This is a genomic window from Streptomyces sp. NRRL S-337, from assembly GCF_000720175.1.
Lineage (GTDB): Bacteria > Actinomycetota > Actinomycetes > Streptomycetales > Streptomycetaceae > Streptomyces > Streptomyces siderophoricus.
The window spans coordinates 167,335-182,540 of record NZ_JOIX01000004.1 but is presented as its reverse complement, the minus strand read 5'-3'; the positions used below and the strand labels follow the sequence as shown (position 1 = coordinate 182,540).

11 protein-coding genes and 1 tRNA gene are annotated in these 15,206 nt (G+C 70.4%); 1 reads left to right on the top strand and 11 read right to left on the bottom strand.

Features of this window, described 5'->3' with window-relative positions:
- Nucleotides 1–37: 37 nt before the first annotated feature.
- Complete coding sequence (locus IG62_RS0105975; protein WP_030798403.1) at nt 38–1,450, top strand: serine/threonine-protein kinase; 1,413 nt, start codon at nt 38–40, stop codon at nt 1,448–1,450.
- A gap of 19 nt (nt 1,451–1,469) precedes the next feature.
- Here IG62_RS0105975 and IG62_RS0105970 read toward each other — a convergent pair whose 3' ends face one another.
- The 11 genes from IG62_RS0105970 to dnaN all read right to left on the bottom strand — a co-directional run bounded on the left by IG62_RS0105970 (nt 1,470) and on the right by dnaN (nt 15,098).
- Nucleotides 1,470–2,807: a hypothetical protein gene (locus tag IG62_RS0105970; protein ID WP_234326301.1), complete on the bottom strand. Its 1,338-nt coding sequence runs from the start codon at nt 2,805–2,807 to the stop codon at nt 1,470–1,472.
- Nucleotides 2,808–2,839: 32 nt separating this feature from the next.
- A complete protein-coding gene (locus IG62_RS0105965; protein WP_234326299.1) occupies nt 2,840–4,777 on the bottom strand; it encodes a vWA domain-containing protein in 1,938 nt (645 codons plus the stop codon).
- A 242-nt stretch (nt 4,778–5,019) separates the two neighbouring features.
- Nucleotides 5,020–5,154, bottom strand: a complete 135-nt coding sequence (locus tag IG62_RS44280) for a DLW-39 family protein (RefSeq protein WP_003958712.1) — start codon at nt 5,152–5,154, stop codon at nt 5,020–5,022.
- A gap of 189 nt (nt 5,155–5,343) precedes the next feature.
- Nucleotides 5,344–5,417, bottom strand: a tRNA-Ile gene (locus IG62_RS0105955).
- Nucleotides 5,418–5,505: 88 nt separating this feature from the next.
- On the bottom strand, nt 5,506–6,207 hold the full coding sequence (locus IG62_RS0105950) for a DUF3566 domain-containing protein (RefSeq protein WP_078871843.1): 702 nt from the start codon (nt 6,205–6,207) through the stop codon (nt 5,506–5,508).
- Between the two features lie 15 nt (nt 6,208–6,222).
- Nucleotides 6,223–8,817 carry a DNA gyrase subunit A gene (gene gyrA, locus IG62_RS0105945; RefSeq protein WP_030798395.1) on the bottom strand — a complete coding sequence of 865 codons (2,595 nt, stop codon included), beginning with the start codon at nt 8,815–8,817 and terminating at the stop codon, nt 6,223–6,225.
- A 50-nt stretch (nt 8,818–8,867) separates the two neighbouring features.
- A complete protein-coding gene (gene gyrB, locus IG62_RS0105940) occupies nt 8,868–10,922 on the bottom strand; it encodes a DNA topoisomerase (ATP-hydrolyzing) subunit B (protein ID WP_030798393.1) in 2,055 nt (684 codons plus the stop codon).
- 298 nt (nt 10,923–11,220) lie between these two features.
- The gene (locus IG62_RS0105935) at nt 11,221–11,754 is read right to left on the bottom strand and encodes a DUF721 domain-containing protein (protein ID WP_030412284.1); all 534 of its coding nucleotides are present in this window, start codon (nt 11,752–11,754) and stop codon (nt 11,221–11,223) included.
- The gene (recF, locus tag IG62_RS0105930; protein WP_030798392.1) at nt 11,751–12,887 is read right to left on the bottom strand and encodes a DNA replication/repair protein RecF; all 1,137 of its coding nucleotides are present in this window, start codon (nt 12,885–12,887) and stop codon (nt 11,751–11,753) included. The genes IG62_RS0105935 and recF overlap by 4 nt, the downstream gene beginning before the upstream one ends.
- A gap of 52 nt (nt 12,888–12,939) precedes the next feature.
- Nucleotides 12,940–13,818, bottom strand: a complete 879-nt coding sequence (gnd, locus tag IG62_RS0105925) for a phosphogluconate dehydrogenase (NAD(+)-dependent, decarboxylating) (protein WP_030798389.1) — start codon at nt 13,816–13,818, stop codon at nt 12,940–12,942.
- A 149-nt stretch (nt 13,819–13,967) separates the two neighbouring features.
- Nucleotides 13,968–15,098 (bottom strand): DNA polymerase III subunit beta, encoded by a 1,131-nt coding sequence (gene dnaN / locus IG62_RS0105920; RefSeq protein ID WP_030798387.1) that lies wholly within the window; start codon nt 15,096–15,098, stop codon nt 13,968–13,970.
- Nucleotides 15,099–15,206: the final 108 nt, after the last annotated feature.

The window sequence follows — 15,206 nt, the reverse complement described above, 5'->3', positions numbered from 1 at the left end:
AGGGGACTTCGCGGGTCCAAGAAGCGGACGGGGCGTAATGGGTGAGATCTTCGCCGGCCGGTACGAGCTGATCGACCCGATCGGGCGCGGCGGGGTGGGCGCGGTCTGGCGCGCCTGGGACCACCGGCGGCGGCGGTACGTGGCGGCGAAGGTGCTCCAGCAGAGCGATGCGCACACGCTGCTGCGCTTTGTCCGCGAACAGGCCATGCGGATCGACCATCCGCACGTGCTGGCCCCGGCGAGCTGGGCGGCGGACGACGACAAGGTGCTGTTCACCATGGACCTGGTGAGCGGCGGCTCGCTGGCCCATCTGACCGGCGATTACGGGCCCCTGCCGGCGCGGTTCGTGTGCACGTTGCTGGACCAGCTGCTGGCCGGGCTGACCGCGGTGCACGCGGAGGGCGTGGTGCACCGCGACATCAAGCCGGCGAACATCCTGCTGGAGGCCACCGGCACCGGCCGCCCGCATCTGCGGCTGTCGGACTTCGGCATCGCGATGCGCAAGGGCGAGCCCCGGCTCACCGAGGCCAACTACGTGGTGGGGACGCCCGGTTACTTCGCACCGGAGCAGCTGCTGGGCGCCGAACCGGACTTCCCCGGCGACCTGTTCGCCGTCGGGCTGGTCGCGATCTACCTGCTCACCGGCGTCAAACCGGATCCCGAGGCGCTGATCGGGCACTTCGCCGACGGGATCCCGAGCGCGCCCGAGAGCGTACCGGAGCCGCTGTGGCAGGTGCTGGCGTCCCTGGTGCACCCGAACCCGGACGCCCGGTTCAAGACGGCCACGGGGGCGCGCAAGGCGATCCTGTCGGTGGTCGAGCTGCTGCCGGAGGCGACGGTCGAGGACGAGGTCGTCGAGGTCTTCGACCACATCGGGCCGCTCCCGGCCGGGTTCGGACCGGACGGGCCGCTGGCGACCGGCGGGCCGGACGAGCCCGCGCAGGACGGCGGACCCGAGGCGGCCGGCGCGGGGACGACCAATTCCACGACGACCGGACACGGCTCCTTCACCGGCACCGGGACGGCCGGACGCGGCTCCTTCACCGGCACCGGGACGGCCGGACGCGGCTCCCTCACCGGCACCGGGACGACCGGGCGCGGCTCGTTCACCGGCACTGACAGCTTCCCGCTCGCCCCGCCGGAGCCGTCCACCCCGCCGACGCCCGCTCCCCTGCCCCAGCCGGTCCCCGCGGCGCCCCCGCCGCCCCCGGTGCCGGCGTACGAACCCACCGCCACGGTCCGTCCCGAGGCGGCCGCCACCCGTCCCTACACGGCGGGCCCGCACCCGGTTCCCGGGCAGCCGCCGGCCGGTATGCCGGTCGCCGCTCCGGCCGTGGCGCCGCCCGTCCCGTACCGCAAGCCGGGACCGCCCCCGAAGGTCGCGGTCCCGGTGCTGATCGTGGCGCTGCTGTGCATCGCGGTCGGCGTCTGGGCGCTGCTCACGGCCTGAAGCCGGGCCCCGCCCCGGCCTACCGGCCCCCCGGCGGCCCGAACTGCCGGCCCTCCGGCGTCCGTTGGGCCGGCGGACCGGCCGCCGCGGACCGCCGGGCCACCAGCGTCCACACACCGAGCCCGGTCAGCAGCACCACGCCCGTACCGATCCCGGCGTACGCGACCGTCATCAGGGTGCCGCTCCGCGCCGAGTCCTCCGCTGCGGTGCGGCCGTTCTGTGCCGCCTCGCGGTCGTCGGGCGTGACGGAGAAGTCCTTGCTGGGGGAGGCGTATGCGGGGCCTGGCTTGGGGCTCTGGCGGACGTCCACCCGGAGCGTGAGGTCGGCGCCCTTGGAGAAGTACGGGGCGGTGTTGGGGTTGAGGCTCACTTCCAGGTAGTACCAGCCGGCGAAGCGCATCGCGCTCACCGCGTCGGTCGGGTTGAAGCGGTTGCCGTAATCGACGGGCGCGGTGAACTTCTTCGCGGCAGCCCCGTTGTCGTACGCGACGAAGCTGTCGTTGCCGACCGCACCACGGGCCGGGTTGTAGACGCTCAGCCCGAGCGCGTTGGTGAGGAAGCGCGATTCTCCGGTGGTCGAGTTGGGCAGTTCCGCGCTGAGGTTGAGCCGCTGGCCCCAGTCCACCGGAACGCGGTAGAAGCGGGTCTCACCCGGCTGGATGCGGTCCGTCCACACGCCGGTGGCCACCGAGCCCGCGTCGTTGAAGCTGGTGCCGCCCTTGGCCCGGCGCTTGGTGGAGTCGGTACGCGCAGGGGGCGTGGCGGTGGACCAGGAGCCCGGCTCCGGGCGGGCGGGGGCACTGCCCTTGATCGCAGGCTCCTGCAGGTAATCCAGCTCGACCGGCCAGGCGTCGGGCCCGGAGGTCTGCGATCCCTCCCGGGTGAGGACGACGAAGTACGGCCCGGCTTCCTGGCACTGGGTGCGGTCGCTGCCGATGCGGCGGGTGGCGTAGTCGGCGATCGGATAAGCCATTCCGCCGCCGTGGAAGGACGGTGTCGCATCCGTGCCGCAGGGCTGGCCGCTGCTGTCCTGGACACTGACGGTGAACTGGTCCTTGTAGTCCTCGATCTTCGTGCCCGGCCGGGGCGCGGCAACCACCGAGAAGTAGGCGTTGGTCGTGGCGTCGAGGGTGACCGCGTAGTACTTCTGCTGACCGCGCCGGAGGGTGTCGGTGTGCAGCCCGGGCTTGAGCGCGGGGGCGTCCGCGCGGCTGGCGGTGCCCTTGACCGCCGTGGCGTCGTCCGCCGTCCGGTAGCCGGGCAGGGTCGCGGCCGAGGCCACGCCCACCGTCCCGGGAAGTACGGCCACCGCGGCCAGCGCCGCCAGCGCGGCGACCGCCCGTCCGCCGTGTTTCACGTGAAACACGGTCCGCCTCGCCGTGCGTCCGGTCACCACGAGCCACCCCTCATCGGATCCGAATCCCCGCCGCGAACCGCCGGCTTCCGCCGGGCCCGTACGTAGGCCAGTGCCAGACCGGCCAGCATCAGGACCCCCACCGCACCGACGGCTACGGCCACCACGCGTGCTGGGGACCATCCTCCATCGTCCTGTGACGCACCGGCCGCCCGGGCCCCGGGAGTTCGCTCGGCGGCAGCACCGCTGACCGTGGCCGCGTCCGCTCCGGGGCCGGCCTTCTCCTTGCCCAGCACCGCGACCCTCAGCACCACCCCGATACGCGGGTTCTGGGCGATCTCGGCGGCCTTGGCGCCCAGCGTCACGGCGATGTAGAAGTCGCCCTTCTGATGCACGGGAATGACGTTGGGATGGCTCTCGTAGCGGTTGGTCCATGCGACCGGGACCGTGCCCATCTTGAGGGCGGCCGGCCGGCCGTCGTACGGGACCGAGGGGTCGAACTCACCGGTGCCGCTGCCGACCGGGGTACGGAACGGCGTGTAGACCTGGGTGCCGCCGGAGGAGATGGTGGCGCTGTGCCCCCTGACCGTCGGTTCGTTGGCGAACTCCACGTCGTAGCGCAGCTGCTGGCCCCAGCCGACCGGCACCTTGTACCAAAGCGTCTGCGCCGGAAGGATCCTGTCCCGCCAGACGCCGGTGCGCAGGGTGCGTGCGTCGTTGAAGCCGGTGCCGCCGGTGACGTCCCGGGGGGCAGTGGTGGGCAGGGTCGCTTCCTTCCCGCCCGCGCCGTATTCGGGCTCCGACTGCGCGGGGGTGACGCCCTTCGTCAGCGGTGGTTCCACGTGAAACGTCAGCTCCATCGGCCAGCGCGCCGCGTCCGAGCCCTTGGGGGCCTTGCGATGGACGACCAGCCAGTACCGGCCCGCCTCGTCGCAGGGACCGGTGCCGGTCTGCTCGGGGACCCGGCTGACGCCGGACGTCAGCGGCGTGGCGCCCTCCGACTGCCCGAACAACGCGGTACTGGAATCACAGGCACTGTCGGTGCCGTACGCGATCCGGGTGTTCAGGGTGTCGAGGAGGCCGACGGTGGCCCCGGACTGCGGCACCACGGTCGCCGAGAAGTCGGCCGTCGAACCGGCGTCCAGATCGACCGCGTACCAGCGCTCCTCGTTGGGCCCGATGGAGTCCAGGTACTGGCCGGGAACGACGTGCGGTGCACCGCTCTTCGTCATCGTGCCGCGGGCCTGCTTCCCCTTGAACCGGTAACCGTCCGCGGAGAGTTGGCCGGCCCGCTGGAGCTGACGGGCGAGCGCCCGGGCGTCCGGGGCGTCGTAGTACCGGCCGTTGCCGGCCTTGGCGATGCATTCCAGCTGTGCGCGGGCTTTGCCGGCCACCTGGAAACCGATGGCGTCGATGTGCAGATCGACGCCGGACGCGGCGAGTTGGGCCGCGACCTTGCACGGCGGCGGTGCCTGGCAGTTGTCCTCACCGTCGGAGATCAGCAGGATCGTGCGCTTGCCGCCCGAGCCGCCGGCCGGCTGGGGAAGGTCACCGGCCGCCTTGCGCAGCGACAGCCCGATGGGGGTGTCGCCCTTCGGCCGGACGCCCGCGACGGCCCGCTTCAGCCCCGCCCGGTCGAGCGCGGCGACCGGCTGGACGAGCCGGGTGTCGTCGCAGCCCTTGGGCTTGTCGGCGCCGTAGACCCGCAGACCGGTCGGATAGCCGTCGGGCAGGGCGTCCACGACGGCGCCCACGGCCTTACGGGCGGCGGCGATCCGGGTGCTGCCGGCCCCGTCGCTCCCGCTCATCGAGCCGGAGGAGTCGAGCACCATCACCATGCCGCTGCCGGCCGCGGCCGGCGCCGCCTCTGACGCGCCCGCGGCGGTGGCCTGAAACGGTGCGGCCGCGGCGGCCAGGGCCAGCATCAGCCCGCCGAGCAACGCCACCGCCCCTCTGCGTGGTCGGTGTGCCATTCCTTGATCCCCCTAGAGTCCTGCTGGTCACATCACAGACAGAAACTTTGCTTATGCAAGCTAATGGTGTGCGATAGCAAACTCAAGAGGATCACCGTCACGGTCCAGCAACGACAATCAGCCACCCCGGCCCGCTCCCCGGCACCCCACCGCACACCGCCCAGCCCGTCCCCGGACATACGAAACCCCGACTGCCACCGGGCAATCGGGGTTCGTACGAACTTGCTGTACGTAGGTGGGTCTCAGACACCCGAACCTGCGGGCACGGAGTCGGTCGCCTCCGTCCACAGATCCTGCTCGGCGCGATCCGCCTGGATCTGGCGGTACACGAGGAGCCCGCCGATGGCGGCCAGTGCGACCAGGAGAAGCTTCTTCACCGCGCGACCTCGTCTTTCGTTGACGTAGGGGACCTATGTCGGCCGATGATACACACCGGCCGATACCGATCGGTTACCTAGCTCGCAGTCGGCAACACCTCGTTCGCGGGCGCCCGCCGCGAGCCAACTTCCGCACCGGAACAACGAATCGGCCCGGCGGGGAGTTCCCCGGCCGGGCCGATGGTGCAGTGCGGCTACCAGGACTTGAACCTGGGGCCTCTTCCTTATCAGGGAAGCGCTCTAACCGTCTGAGCTATAGCCGCGCGTTCGCTGCACCGAAAGATTAGCGCACTTCAGAGGCGTTCCCAAAATCGGTTCCGGGAGCCCCCCGGACGCCCTTCTGTCCGCGCCTCATTCGTCCTCGGCGAGGGTCAGCTCCACGCCCCCGACGAACCCGGCAGAGAGGTTGTAGATGAAGGCCCCGAGAGTGGCCAGCGCGGTCGCCAGCACCACGTCGATCACCGCGATGATCCCGGTGAACAGCAGCACCCGCGGCAGCGACAGGAACGACTGCAGATCAAAGCCACCGCCGTCGCCGGAGCCGGTGGCCTCGCTGATCGTCCCGCCGACCGTGGAGAAGACGCCCATCGCGTTCATGACCATCCACAGCACGGAGACGGCCACGACCGTGCAGATGCCGAGCGCGATCGAGAGCAGGAAGCTGACCTTCATCACCGACCACGGATCGGCGCGCGCGACCCGGAGCCGGGCCTTGCGCGTCCGCGGAGCCGTGACGGCGCCCGTACGGGGCTTGCGGACCGCTTTGGAGCCGCCGCCCGGCCCGCCGGCGGTGGAATAGGCCTGGGGCGGCTGGTACGGCGTTTGCGGGCCCTCTGCGGCCTGCGGGGCAGCATCCTGCGGCCGGGGCTGCGGTTGCGGCTGTGGCTGGCGGGTGTCGCTCACGGGTCCCCCCTGGTGCGCGCCCTCGTGTCGGGGGCCGTCGGCAGAAATGGCGGAGCCACGGGCGCTGTCCTCCTTCACGGTCGCGGGTCCCGACGGGGAGTCCTTCCGCACTCCCCGTCCACCCGCCGCAGCGCCCGTGGCTCCACTCATGACCTACTCCTCGTGCTACTCCGCCGGGGGCTCGGTCACCTCTGCCGCCTCGGTCCCGGGCTCGTCCCCGTCGACCTCTTCGGCTTCCCGGCCGGCCTCGGCGTTCCGTGCGATGCCCACGACGGCATCGCGCTTGCCCAGGTTGATCAGTTGGACGCCCATGGTGTCACGGCCGGTCTCCCGGACTTCGTTGACCCGCGTACGGATCACGCCACCGCCGAGCGTGATGGCCAGGATCTCATCGGTGTCCTCGACGACCAGCGCGCCGACCAGCGAACCCCGGTCCTCGACGATCTTGGCGGCCTTGATGCCCAGACCGCCGCGGCCCTGGACGCGGTACTCGTCGACCGCGGTGCGCTTGGCGTACCCGCCGTCCGTGGCCGTGAAAACGTAGGTGTTCGCGCGGACCACGTTCATCGAGAGCAGCTCGTCGCCCTCGCGGAAGCTCATGCCCTTCACGCCGGAGGTCGCCCGGCCCATCGGCCGCAGCGCGTCGTCGGACGCGGTGAAGCGGATCGACTGGGCCTTCTTGCTGATCAGCAGCAGGTCGTCGGTCTCCGAGACCAGCTCGGCGCCGATCAGCTCGTCGTCCGTACCGTCCTCCTGCTCGCGCAGGTTGATCGCGATGACACCACCGGACCGCGGCGAGTCGTAGTCCTTGAGCGACGTCTTCTTCACCAGGCCGGCCTTCGTGGCGAGCACCAGATACGGCGCGGCCTCGTAGTCGCGGATCGCCAGGATCTGCGCGATCTGCTCGTCCGGCTGGAAGGCCAGCAGGTTGGCCACGTGCTGGCCGCGGGCGTCGCGACCGGCGTCCGGCAGCTCGTAGGCCTTGGCGCGGTAGACCCGGCCCTTGTTCGTGAAGAACAGCAGCCAGTGGTGGGTGGTGGAGACGAAGAAGTGGTCGACGATGTCGTCTTCCTTGAGCTTCGTACCCCGGACGCCCTTGCCGCCGCGCTTCTGCGAGCGGTAGTCGTCCGTCTTCGTGCGCTTCACATAGCCGCCACGGGTGATCGTGACGACGATGTCCTCCTCGGCGATCAGGTCCTCGATGGACATGTCGCCCTCGAAGGGCACCAGCTTGGAGCGCCGGTCGTCGCCGAACTTCTCGACGATCGCGGCGAGTTCCTCGCTGATGATCTGCCGCTGGCGCTCCGGGGAGGCCAGGATCGCGTTGTACTCACCGATCTTGCGCTGCAGCTCGTCGTGCTCGGCGGTGATCTTCTGGCGCTCCAGGGCGGCCAGCCGGCGCAGCTGCATCTCCAGGATCGCGTTCGCCTGGATCTCGTCGATCTCCAGCAGGCCCATCAGGCCCTCGCGCGCGACCTCGACCGTGTCACTGCGCCGGATCAGCGCGATGACCTCGTCGATGGCGTCCAGGGCCTTGAGCAGACCGCGCAGGATGTGCGCCCGCTCCTCGGCCTTGCGCAGCCGGAACTTCGTCCGGCGGACGATGACCTCGATCTGGTGCGTGACCCAGTTGCGGATGAACGCGTCCAGGGAGAGCGTGCGCGGCACGCCGTCCACCAGGGCGAGCATGTTCGCACCGAAGTTGGTCTGCAGATCGGTGTGCTTGTAGAGGTTGTTGAGGACGACCTTGGCGACCGCGTCCCGCTTGAGGACGATCACCAGGCGCTGGCCGGTGCGCGAGGAGGTCTCGTCACGGACGTCGGCGATGCCGCCGACCTTGCCGTCCTTCACCAGGTCGGCGATCTTCTGGGCGAGGTTGTCCGGGTTGACCTGGTACGGCAGCTCGGTGACCACCAGGCACTGGCGGTTCTGGATCTCCTCGACCTCGACGACCGCGCGCATGGTGATCGAGCCACGGCCGGTGCGGTAGGCCTCCTCGATGCCCTTGCGGCCCACCACCAGCGCGCCGGTGGGGAAGTCCGGGCCCTTGACCCGCTCGATCAGCGCGTCCAGCAGCTCCTCGTGGGAGGCCTCCGGGTGCTCCAGCGCCCACTGGGCACCGGCGGCGACCTCGCGGAGGTTGTGCGGCGGGATGTTCGTGGCCATACCGACCGCGATACCGGCCGAGCCGTTGATCAGCAGGTTGGGGAAGCGGGACGGCAGGACCGTCGGCTCCTGGTTGCGGCCGTCGTAGTTGTCCTGGAAATCGACGGTCTCCTCGTCGATGTCCCGGAGCATCTCCATCGACAGCGGCGCCATCTTGCACTCGGTGTACCGCATGGCCGCGGCCGGGTCGTTGCCCGGCGAGCCGAAGTTGCCGTTGGAGTCGACCAGCGGCATCCGCATCGACCACGGCTGCGCCAGACGCACGAGCGCGTCGTAGATGGAGGTGTCGCCGTGCGGGTGGTACGTACCCATGACGTCGCCGACGACGCGGGCGCACTTGTAGAAGCCCTTCTCGGGGCGGTACCCGCCGTCGTACATCGCGTACAGGACGCGGCGGTGGACGGGCTTGAGGCCGTCCCGGACGTCCGGCAGCGCACGCGAGACGATGACGGACATCGCGTAGTCGAGGTAGGAGCGCTGCATCTCCGTCTCGAGCCCGACGGGCTCGACGCGCATCCCGACGCCTTCGATGGTGGCGGGCGCGCCCTCGGCGGTCACGCCGTCCGGGGTCACAGGGGGGTTCTCGTCGGCCATGGTGGTTCAAAGTCCTTTCGAGCTGCGGCTGTTGATCGGGCCGACAGGGCTCAGATGTCGAGGAAGCGGACGTCCTTGGCGTTGCGCTGGATGAACGATCGGCGTGCCTCGACGTCCTCGCCCATGAGCACCGAGAACAGGTCGTCGGCGCGTGCCGCGTCGTCCAGCGAGACCTGGCCGAGGACACGGTGGTCGGTGTCCATGGTCGTCACGCGCAGCTCCTCGGCGTTCATCTCACCGAGACCCTTGAACCGCTGGATCGAGTCCTCGCGGATCCGCTTGCCGTTCTGCTTGCCGAGCTCGACCAGCGCGTCCCGCTCCGCGTCGGAGTAGGCGTACTCGAAGTCGTCCCGGCCCCACTTGATCTTGTACAGCGGCGGGCGGGAGAGGTAGACGTGACCGGCCTCGACCAGCGGGCGCATGAAGCGGAACAGGAACGTCAGCAGCAGGGTGTTGATGTGCTGGCCGTCGACGTCGGCGTCCGCCATCAAGATGATCTTGTGGTAGCGGAGCTTGCTGATGTCGAAGTCCTCGTGCACGCCCGTGCCGAAGGCCGAGATCAGCGCCTGGACCTCGTTGTTCTGCAGGATCTTGTCGACCCTGGCCTTCTCGACGTTGAGGATCTTGCCGCGGATCGGCAGGATCGCCTGGTACTCCGGGTTACGGCCGGACTTGGCCGAGCCACCGGCGGAGTCACCCTCGACGATGAAGATCTCGCACTTGGTCGGGTCGTTGGACTGGCAGTCGCTCAGCTTGCCCGGCAGCGACGCGGTCTCCAGCAGGCCCTTGCGGCGGGTCAGATCGCGCGCCTTACGGGCGGCCACGCGGGCGGTCGCCGCCTGGATGCCCTTGCGGATGATGTCCGCGGCCTCGTTGGGGTTGCGGTCCAGCCAGTCGTTGAGGTGCTCGTGGACCACCTTCTGGACAAAGGTCTTGACCTCGGTGTTGCCCAGCTTGGTCTTGGTCTGGCCCTCGAACTGCGGCTCGGCGAGCTTGACCGAGATGATCGCCGTCAGACCCTCGCGGATGTCCTCACCCGTGAGGTTGTCGTCCTTCTCGCGGAGCAGCTTCTTGTCGCGCGCGTAACGGTTGATCAGACCCGTCAGCGCGGCGCGGAAGCCCTCCTCGTGGGTACCGCCCTCATGGGTGTGGATGATGTTCGCGAAGCTGTAGACACCCTCGCTGTACTGGGTGTTCCACTGCATCGCGAGGTCGACGGAGAGGTTCCGCTCCTTGTCCTCGGCCTCGACCGAGACGACCGTCGGGTGGACCAGCTCTCCCTTGCGGGAGTTGAGGTACTTCACGAAGTCGACGATGCCGCCCTCGTAGTGGTACCGCACCGAGAGCGGCTTGCCGTCCTCGTCCACGTGGTCCGGGCGCTCGTCCTTGAGCGAGATGGTCAGCCCCTTGTTGAGGAACGCCATCTCCTGGAAGCGCCGGGACAGCGTCTCGAAGCTGTAGGTGGTGGTCTCGAAGATCTCGCCGTCGGCCCAGAAGGTGACCGAGGTGCCGGTCTCGTCGGTGGCCTCGTGCTGGGCCAGCGGGGCGGTCGGCACACCCTGCTTGTACTCCTGGGTCCAGCGGTAGCCGTCCGTGCGGATCTCCACCGCGACCCGGGTCGACAGGGCGTTCACGACGGAGACACCGACACCGTGCAGACCACCGGAGACCGCGTACCCGCCGCCGCCGAACTTGCCGCCGGCGTGCAGCACGGTCAGCACGACCTCGACGGCCGGCTTGTTCTCGGACGGGACGATGCCGACGGGAATACCGCGGCCGTTGTCCACGACCCGCACACCGCCGTCGGCCAGGATCGTCACGTCGATGGTGTCGGCGTGGCCGGCCAGCGCCTCGTCGACGGAGTTGTCGACGACCTCCTGCACGAGGTGGTGCAGACCGCGCTCGCCCGTCGAGCCGATGTACATGCCAGGGCGCTTACGGACCGCGTCCAGGCCTTCGAGGACGGTGATCGCGCTGGCGTCGTACGACGTCTCCACCGAGGAGTCGCCCATGGCGCCGGCAGGAACCCCCTCTTCAGTAGAAGCCGTGTTGTTCTCGTTGAGGTCGCCGGAGTCGGCCACGAAGCGCCCTTTCTGGCACAGCACAAGCCCCTTCCACGCCTGAGTGGGTCACCCCGGGAAAACAGGCGGGAGCGGCTGCGTCGTTCGACATATTCCGCGAGTGGGCGGGATTGCTACCAGTGTACCGGTGGCGCCGACACTCATGGGGGTTTGCAGGCACCTGAGTCGTCATGTGCCGCCCTGAACCGCCGTCCGCCGACTCCCCATATCCGAGACGGGGCCCCAGGACGCTCACGCGGGCACTCAGCGCTTCCGGCTGTCAACCGGCGGCTACCGTGAGCGGAGTCTCACCCGCCCCAGTGGTGAACCGGTGTCCTGCGGCCTATCCGTAGGTGTCGCCGGGGCCCTTGCTGCCGGGGGCGCGCAGCGCTCCGTACCGGCGGGCGGGGCCGCCCGGACCCAGCACCTTGAGCATCTTGACCGTGCCGTGGCCCAGGTCCTCGTTGAGCCGGGCCACCAGCTGCGGGGCCAGCAGGCGCAGCTGGGTCGCCCACGCCGTGGAATCGCACGCCACGGTCAGCACCCGGGCGTCCTCGTCGTAGCGCTGCGGCTCGCAGTGCTGCGCCACCTCGGGGCCGACCAGCTGCGGCCAGCGGCCCATCACCCCGCCGACCGCCGCCGGGGTCTCCCAGCCGCGCTCCGTGATCAGCCGGTTGATCGCCGCGCCCAGCGGCAGCGGATCGCGGCCGTCCGCCCGCGCGCCGGAGCGCAGGCCCCCGCGCCGGGCCTGCTTCTTCTGCTGCGCGGCCGCGCCCCGCGCCCGCGCCTGCTCCTTCGCGGCCACCAGCGCCTGCCGGGCCAGGTCCACGCCGGACAGCGCCGGGGGCTCGGGCCGGTCGGACTGCTGCTCGCTCACGGGGTCACCTTCTCGACCGCGCCGTCGAAGACCGCGTAGCGCGCCCCGGCCAGCACCCCGGGCACGTCGTCGTCGACCGCCGCGGTCACCAGCACCTGCTCGCCCGGGGCCACCAGTTCCGCCAGCCGCTCCCGGCGCCGGGCGTCCAGCTCGGCGAAGACGTCGTCCAGGACCAGCACCGGTTCGTTGCCCTCGGCGCGCAGCAGGTCGTACGAGGCCAGCCGCAGCGCCAGCGCGTACGACCAGGACTCGCCGTGGCTGGCGTAGCCCTTGGCCGGCAGCTGGCCGAGCTTCAGCACCAGGTCGTCGCGGTGCGGGCCGACCAGCGTCACCCCGCGCTCGATCTCCTGCTTGCGGGCCTCACCGAGCGCGGCCAGCAGCACGCCGTACAGCTCCTCGCGGGACGTCGCGCCGGCCATCGCCTCGCCCGCCGAGGGGCGGTACTCCAGCGCCAACGGGCCGCCGCCCGGGGCGAGTTGCTCGTACGCCTTGTCGGCGAGCGGCTGCAGCGCGGCGATCAGGTCGAGACGCTGCGCCAGCAGTTCGGCGCCGGCCCGGGCCAGATGCTGGTCCCAGACGTCCAGCGTCGACAGGTCCATCTGGCGGCCACCGTGACGCCGGGCCAGCGCCGCGGTCTTGAGCAGGGTGTTGCGCTGCTTGAGGACGCGGTCGTAGTCGGCGCGGACCCCGGCCATCCGGGGCGAGCGCGCGGTGATCAGCTCGTCCAGGAACCGCCGGCGCTCGCCGGGGTCGCCCTTGACCAGCGCCAGGTCCTCCGGCGCGAACAGCACCGTCCGCACGATGCCCAGCACATCACGCGGTTTGACCTGCGAGGACCTGTTGATACGGGCGCGATTGGCCTTGCCGGGATTCAGCTCCAGCTCGATCAGCTGCTGCCGCTCGCCCTGGGTGACGGCGGCCCGGACGACCGCCCGCTCGGCGCCCATCCGCACCAGCGGCGCGTCCGAGGAGACCCGGTGGCTGCCGAGGGTGGCCAGATAGCCGATCGCCTCGACGAGGTTGGTCTTGCCCTGCCCGTTGGGGCCCACGAACGCCGTGACGCCCGGATCGAGCGGGACCTCGGCCCGGGCGTACGAGCGGAAGTCGGCGAGCGACAGATGCGTCACGTGCATGGCGGTGCGCCGACCTCCCCCGGCTGCGTGGTGGTGCCAGTACTGCTGGTGGTTACTTCTTGTTCTCGACCGCGTGGCCACCGAACTGGTTGCGCAGCGCGGCGATCATCTTCATCTGCGGGGAGTCGTCCTGGCGGGACGCGAAGCGGGCGAAGAGCGAGGCCGTGATCGCGGGCAGCGGCACGGCGTTGTCGATGGCGGCTTCCACAGTCCAGCGGCCCTCGCCGGAGTCCTGTGCATAACCGCGCAGCTTGTCCAGGTGCTCATCGTCGTCGAGGGCGTTGACGGCCAGGTCGAGCAACCAGGAGCGGATGACCGTGCCCTCCTGCCAGGAGCGGAAGACCTCGCGCACGTCCGTGACGGAGTCGACCTTCTCCAGCAGCTCCCAGCCCTCGGCGAAGGCCTGCATCATCGCGTACTCGATGCCGTTGTGGACCATCTTCGCGAAGTGGCCGGCGCCGACCTTGCCGGCGTGCACCGAGCCGAACTCGCCCTCCGGCTTGAGGGCGTCGAAGATCGGCTGCACCTTGGCGACGTCGTCCTTCTCGCCGCCGTACATCAGCGCGTAGCCGTTCTCCAGGCCCCAGACGCCGCCCGAGACGCCGCAGTCGACGAAGCCGATGCCCTTGGCCTTCAGCTCCTCGGCGTGCTTCTCGTCGTCGGTCCAGCGGGAGTTGCCGCCGTCCACGACGATGTCGCCGGGCGAGAGCAGCTCGGCCAGCTCGTCGATCGTGGACTGGGTGGCGGCGCCGGCCGGCACCATGACCCAGACCACCCGCGGACCCTTCAGCTTGTCCACAAGCTCCTGGAGGCTGTTCACATCCGCCAGGTCCGGGTTGCGGTCGTATCCGACGACGGTGTGGCCGGCGCGGCGGATGCGCTCGCGCATGTTGCCGCCCATCTTGCCGAGACCGACGAGACCGAGCTCCATCAGAGACCCTCTTTGCACGTAGTCGTTGCTGTAGTACCCGGGTCCGAGCCTACGCCCGCAGGTCCGTGCACACCTGTGGACTCAGCCGCTCATCAGGGCCCTTCAGCCGGTCGCCGCAAGGGCCCCCGCCACGGGCGCGCTGCCGGCCGTCAGCCCGACAGCCGCACCGGCATGATCAGGTACTTGTAGGCCTCGTCCGCCTCGGCGTCCTTGGCGGGGCGACCGCTCAGCAGCGCCGGCTTGGTGGACGTCGTGAACGACAGCTGCGCCACGGGGGAGTCGATCGCGGACAGGCCCTCCAGCAGGAAGCCCGGGTTGAACGCGATCGAGATGTCGTCGCCGTCCAGATCGGCGTCGACCCTCTCCACAGCCTGTGCATCGTCGCTGGAGCCCGCCTCCAGGATCAGCACGCCCTGCTCGAAGCTCAGCCGGACCGGGGTGTTGCGCTCGGCCACCAGCGCCACGCGCTTGACGGCCTCGACGAACGGAGCGGTCTCGATCACCGCGACCGAATTGAACTCGGTCGGGAAGAGCGTGCGGTACTTGGGCAGGTCGCCTTCCAGCAGACGGGTCGTCGTCCGCCGCCCGGCGCCCTCGAAGCCGATCAGGCCCTCGCCCTGGCCGGAGCCGGACAGCGCGAGCGTGACCGTGTCGCCGCTGCTCAGCGACTTGGCGGTGTCCAGCAGCGTCTTGGCCGGGACCAGCGCGACCGCGGAGGCGTCCGGGCTCTCCGGCTTCCACAGGAACTCGCGGACCGCGAAGCGGTAGCGGTCGGTGGAGGCCAGGGTGACCGTGTCGCCCTCGATCTCGATGCGGACGCCGGTGAGCACCGGGAGGGTGTCGTCACGGCCGGCGGCGATGGCCACCTGGGCGGCGGCCGCGGCGAAGACCTCGGCGGGGACCGTGCCGGTGGCGGTGGGCATCGCCGGCAGGGACGGGTACTCCTCCACAGGAAGGGTGTGGAGGGTGAACCGCGAGGAGCCGCAGACCACGATCACCCGTACACCGTCGGTGGAAATCTCCACCGGGCGGTTGGGGAGGGCGCGGCAGATGTCGGCGAGCAGCCGGCCGGAGACGAGGACCGTGCCCTCCTCCTCGACCTCGGCCTCCACCGAGACGCGTGCGGAGACTTCGTAGTCGAAGCCGGAGAGGCTCAGTGCGCCGTCCTCGGCCTTCAGCAGCAGGCCCGCGAGGACGGGCACCGGCGGACGGGCCGGGAGGCTCTTGGCCGCCCAGGCCACTGCCTCCGCGAGTACATCGCGCTCCACCCGGATCTTCACCGGAAACCGCCTCCTGCTGTTGCTGGCTTACGCCCTGCTGGCCTTCGTCGTCGGCTCAGTTGCCGGAGACCAGTCTGACGCACGCCACCGACAGTCGGTGCGGCTCGG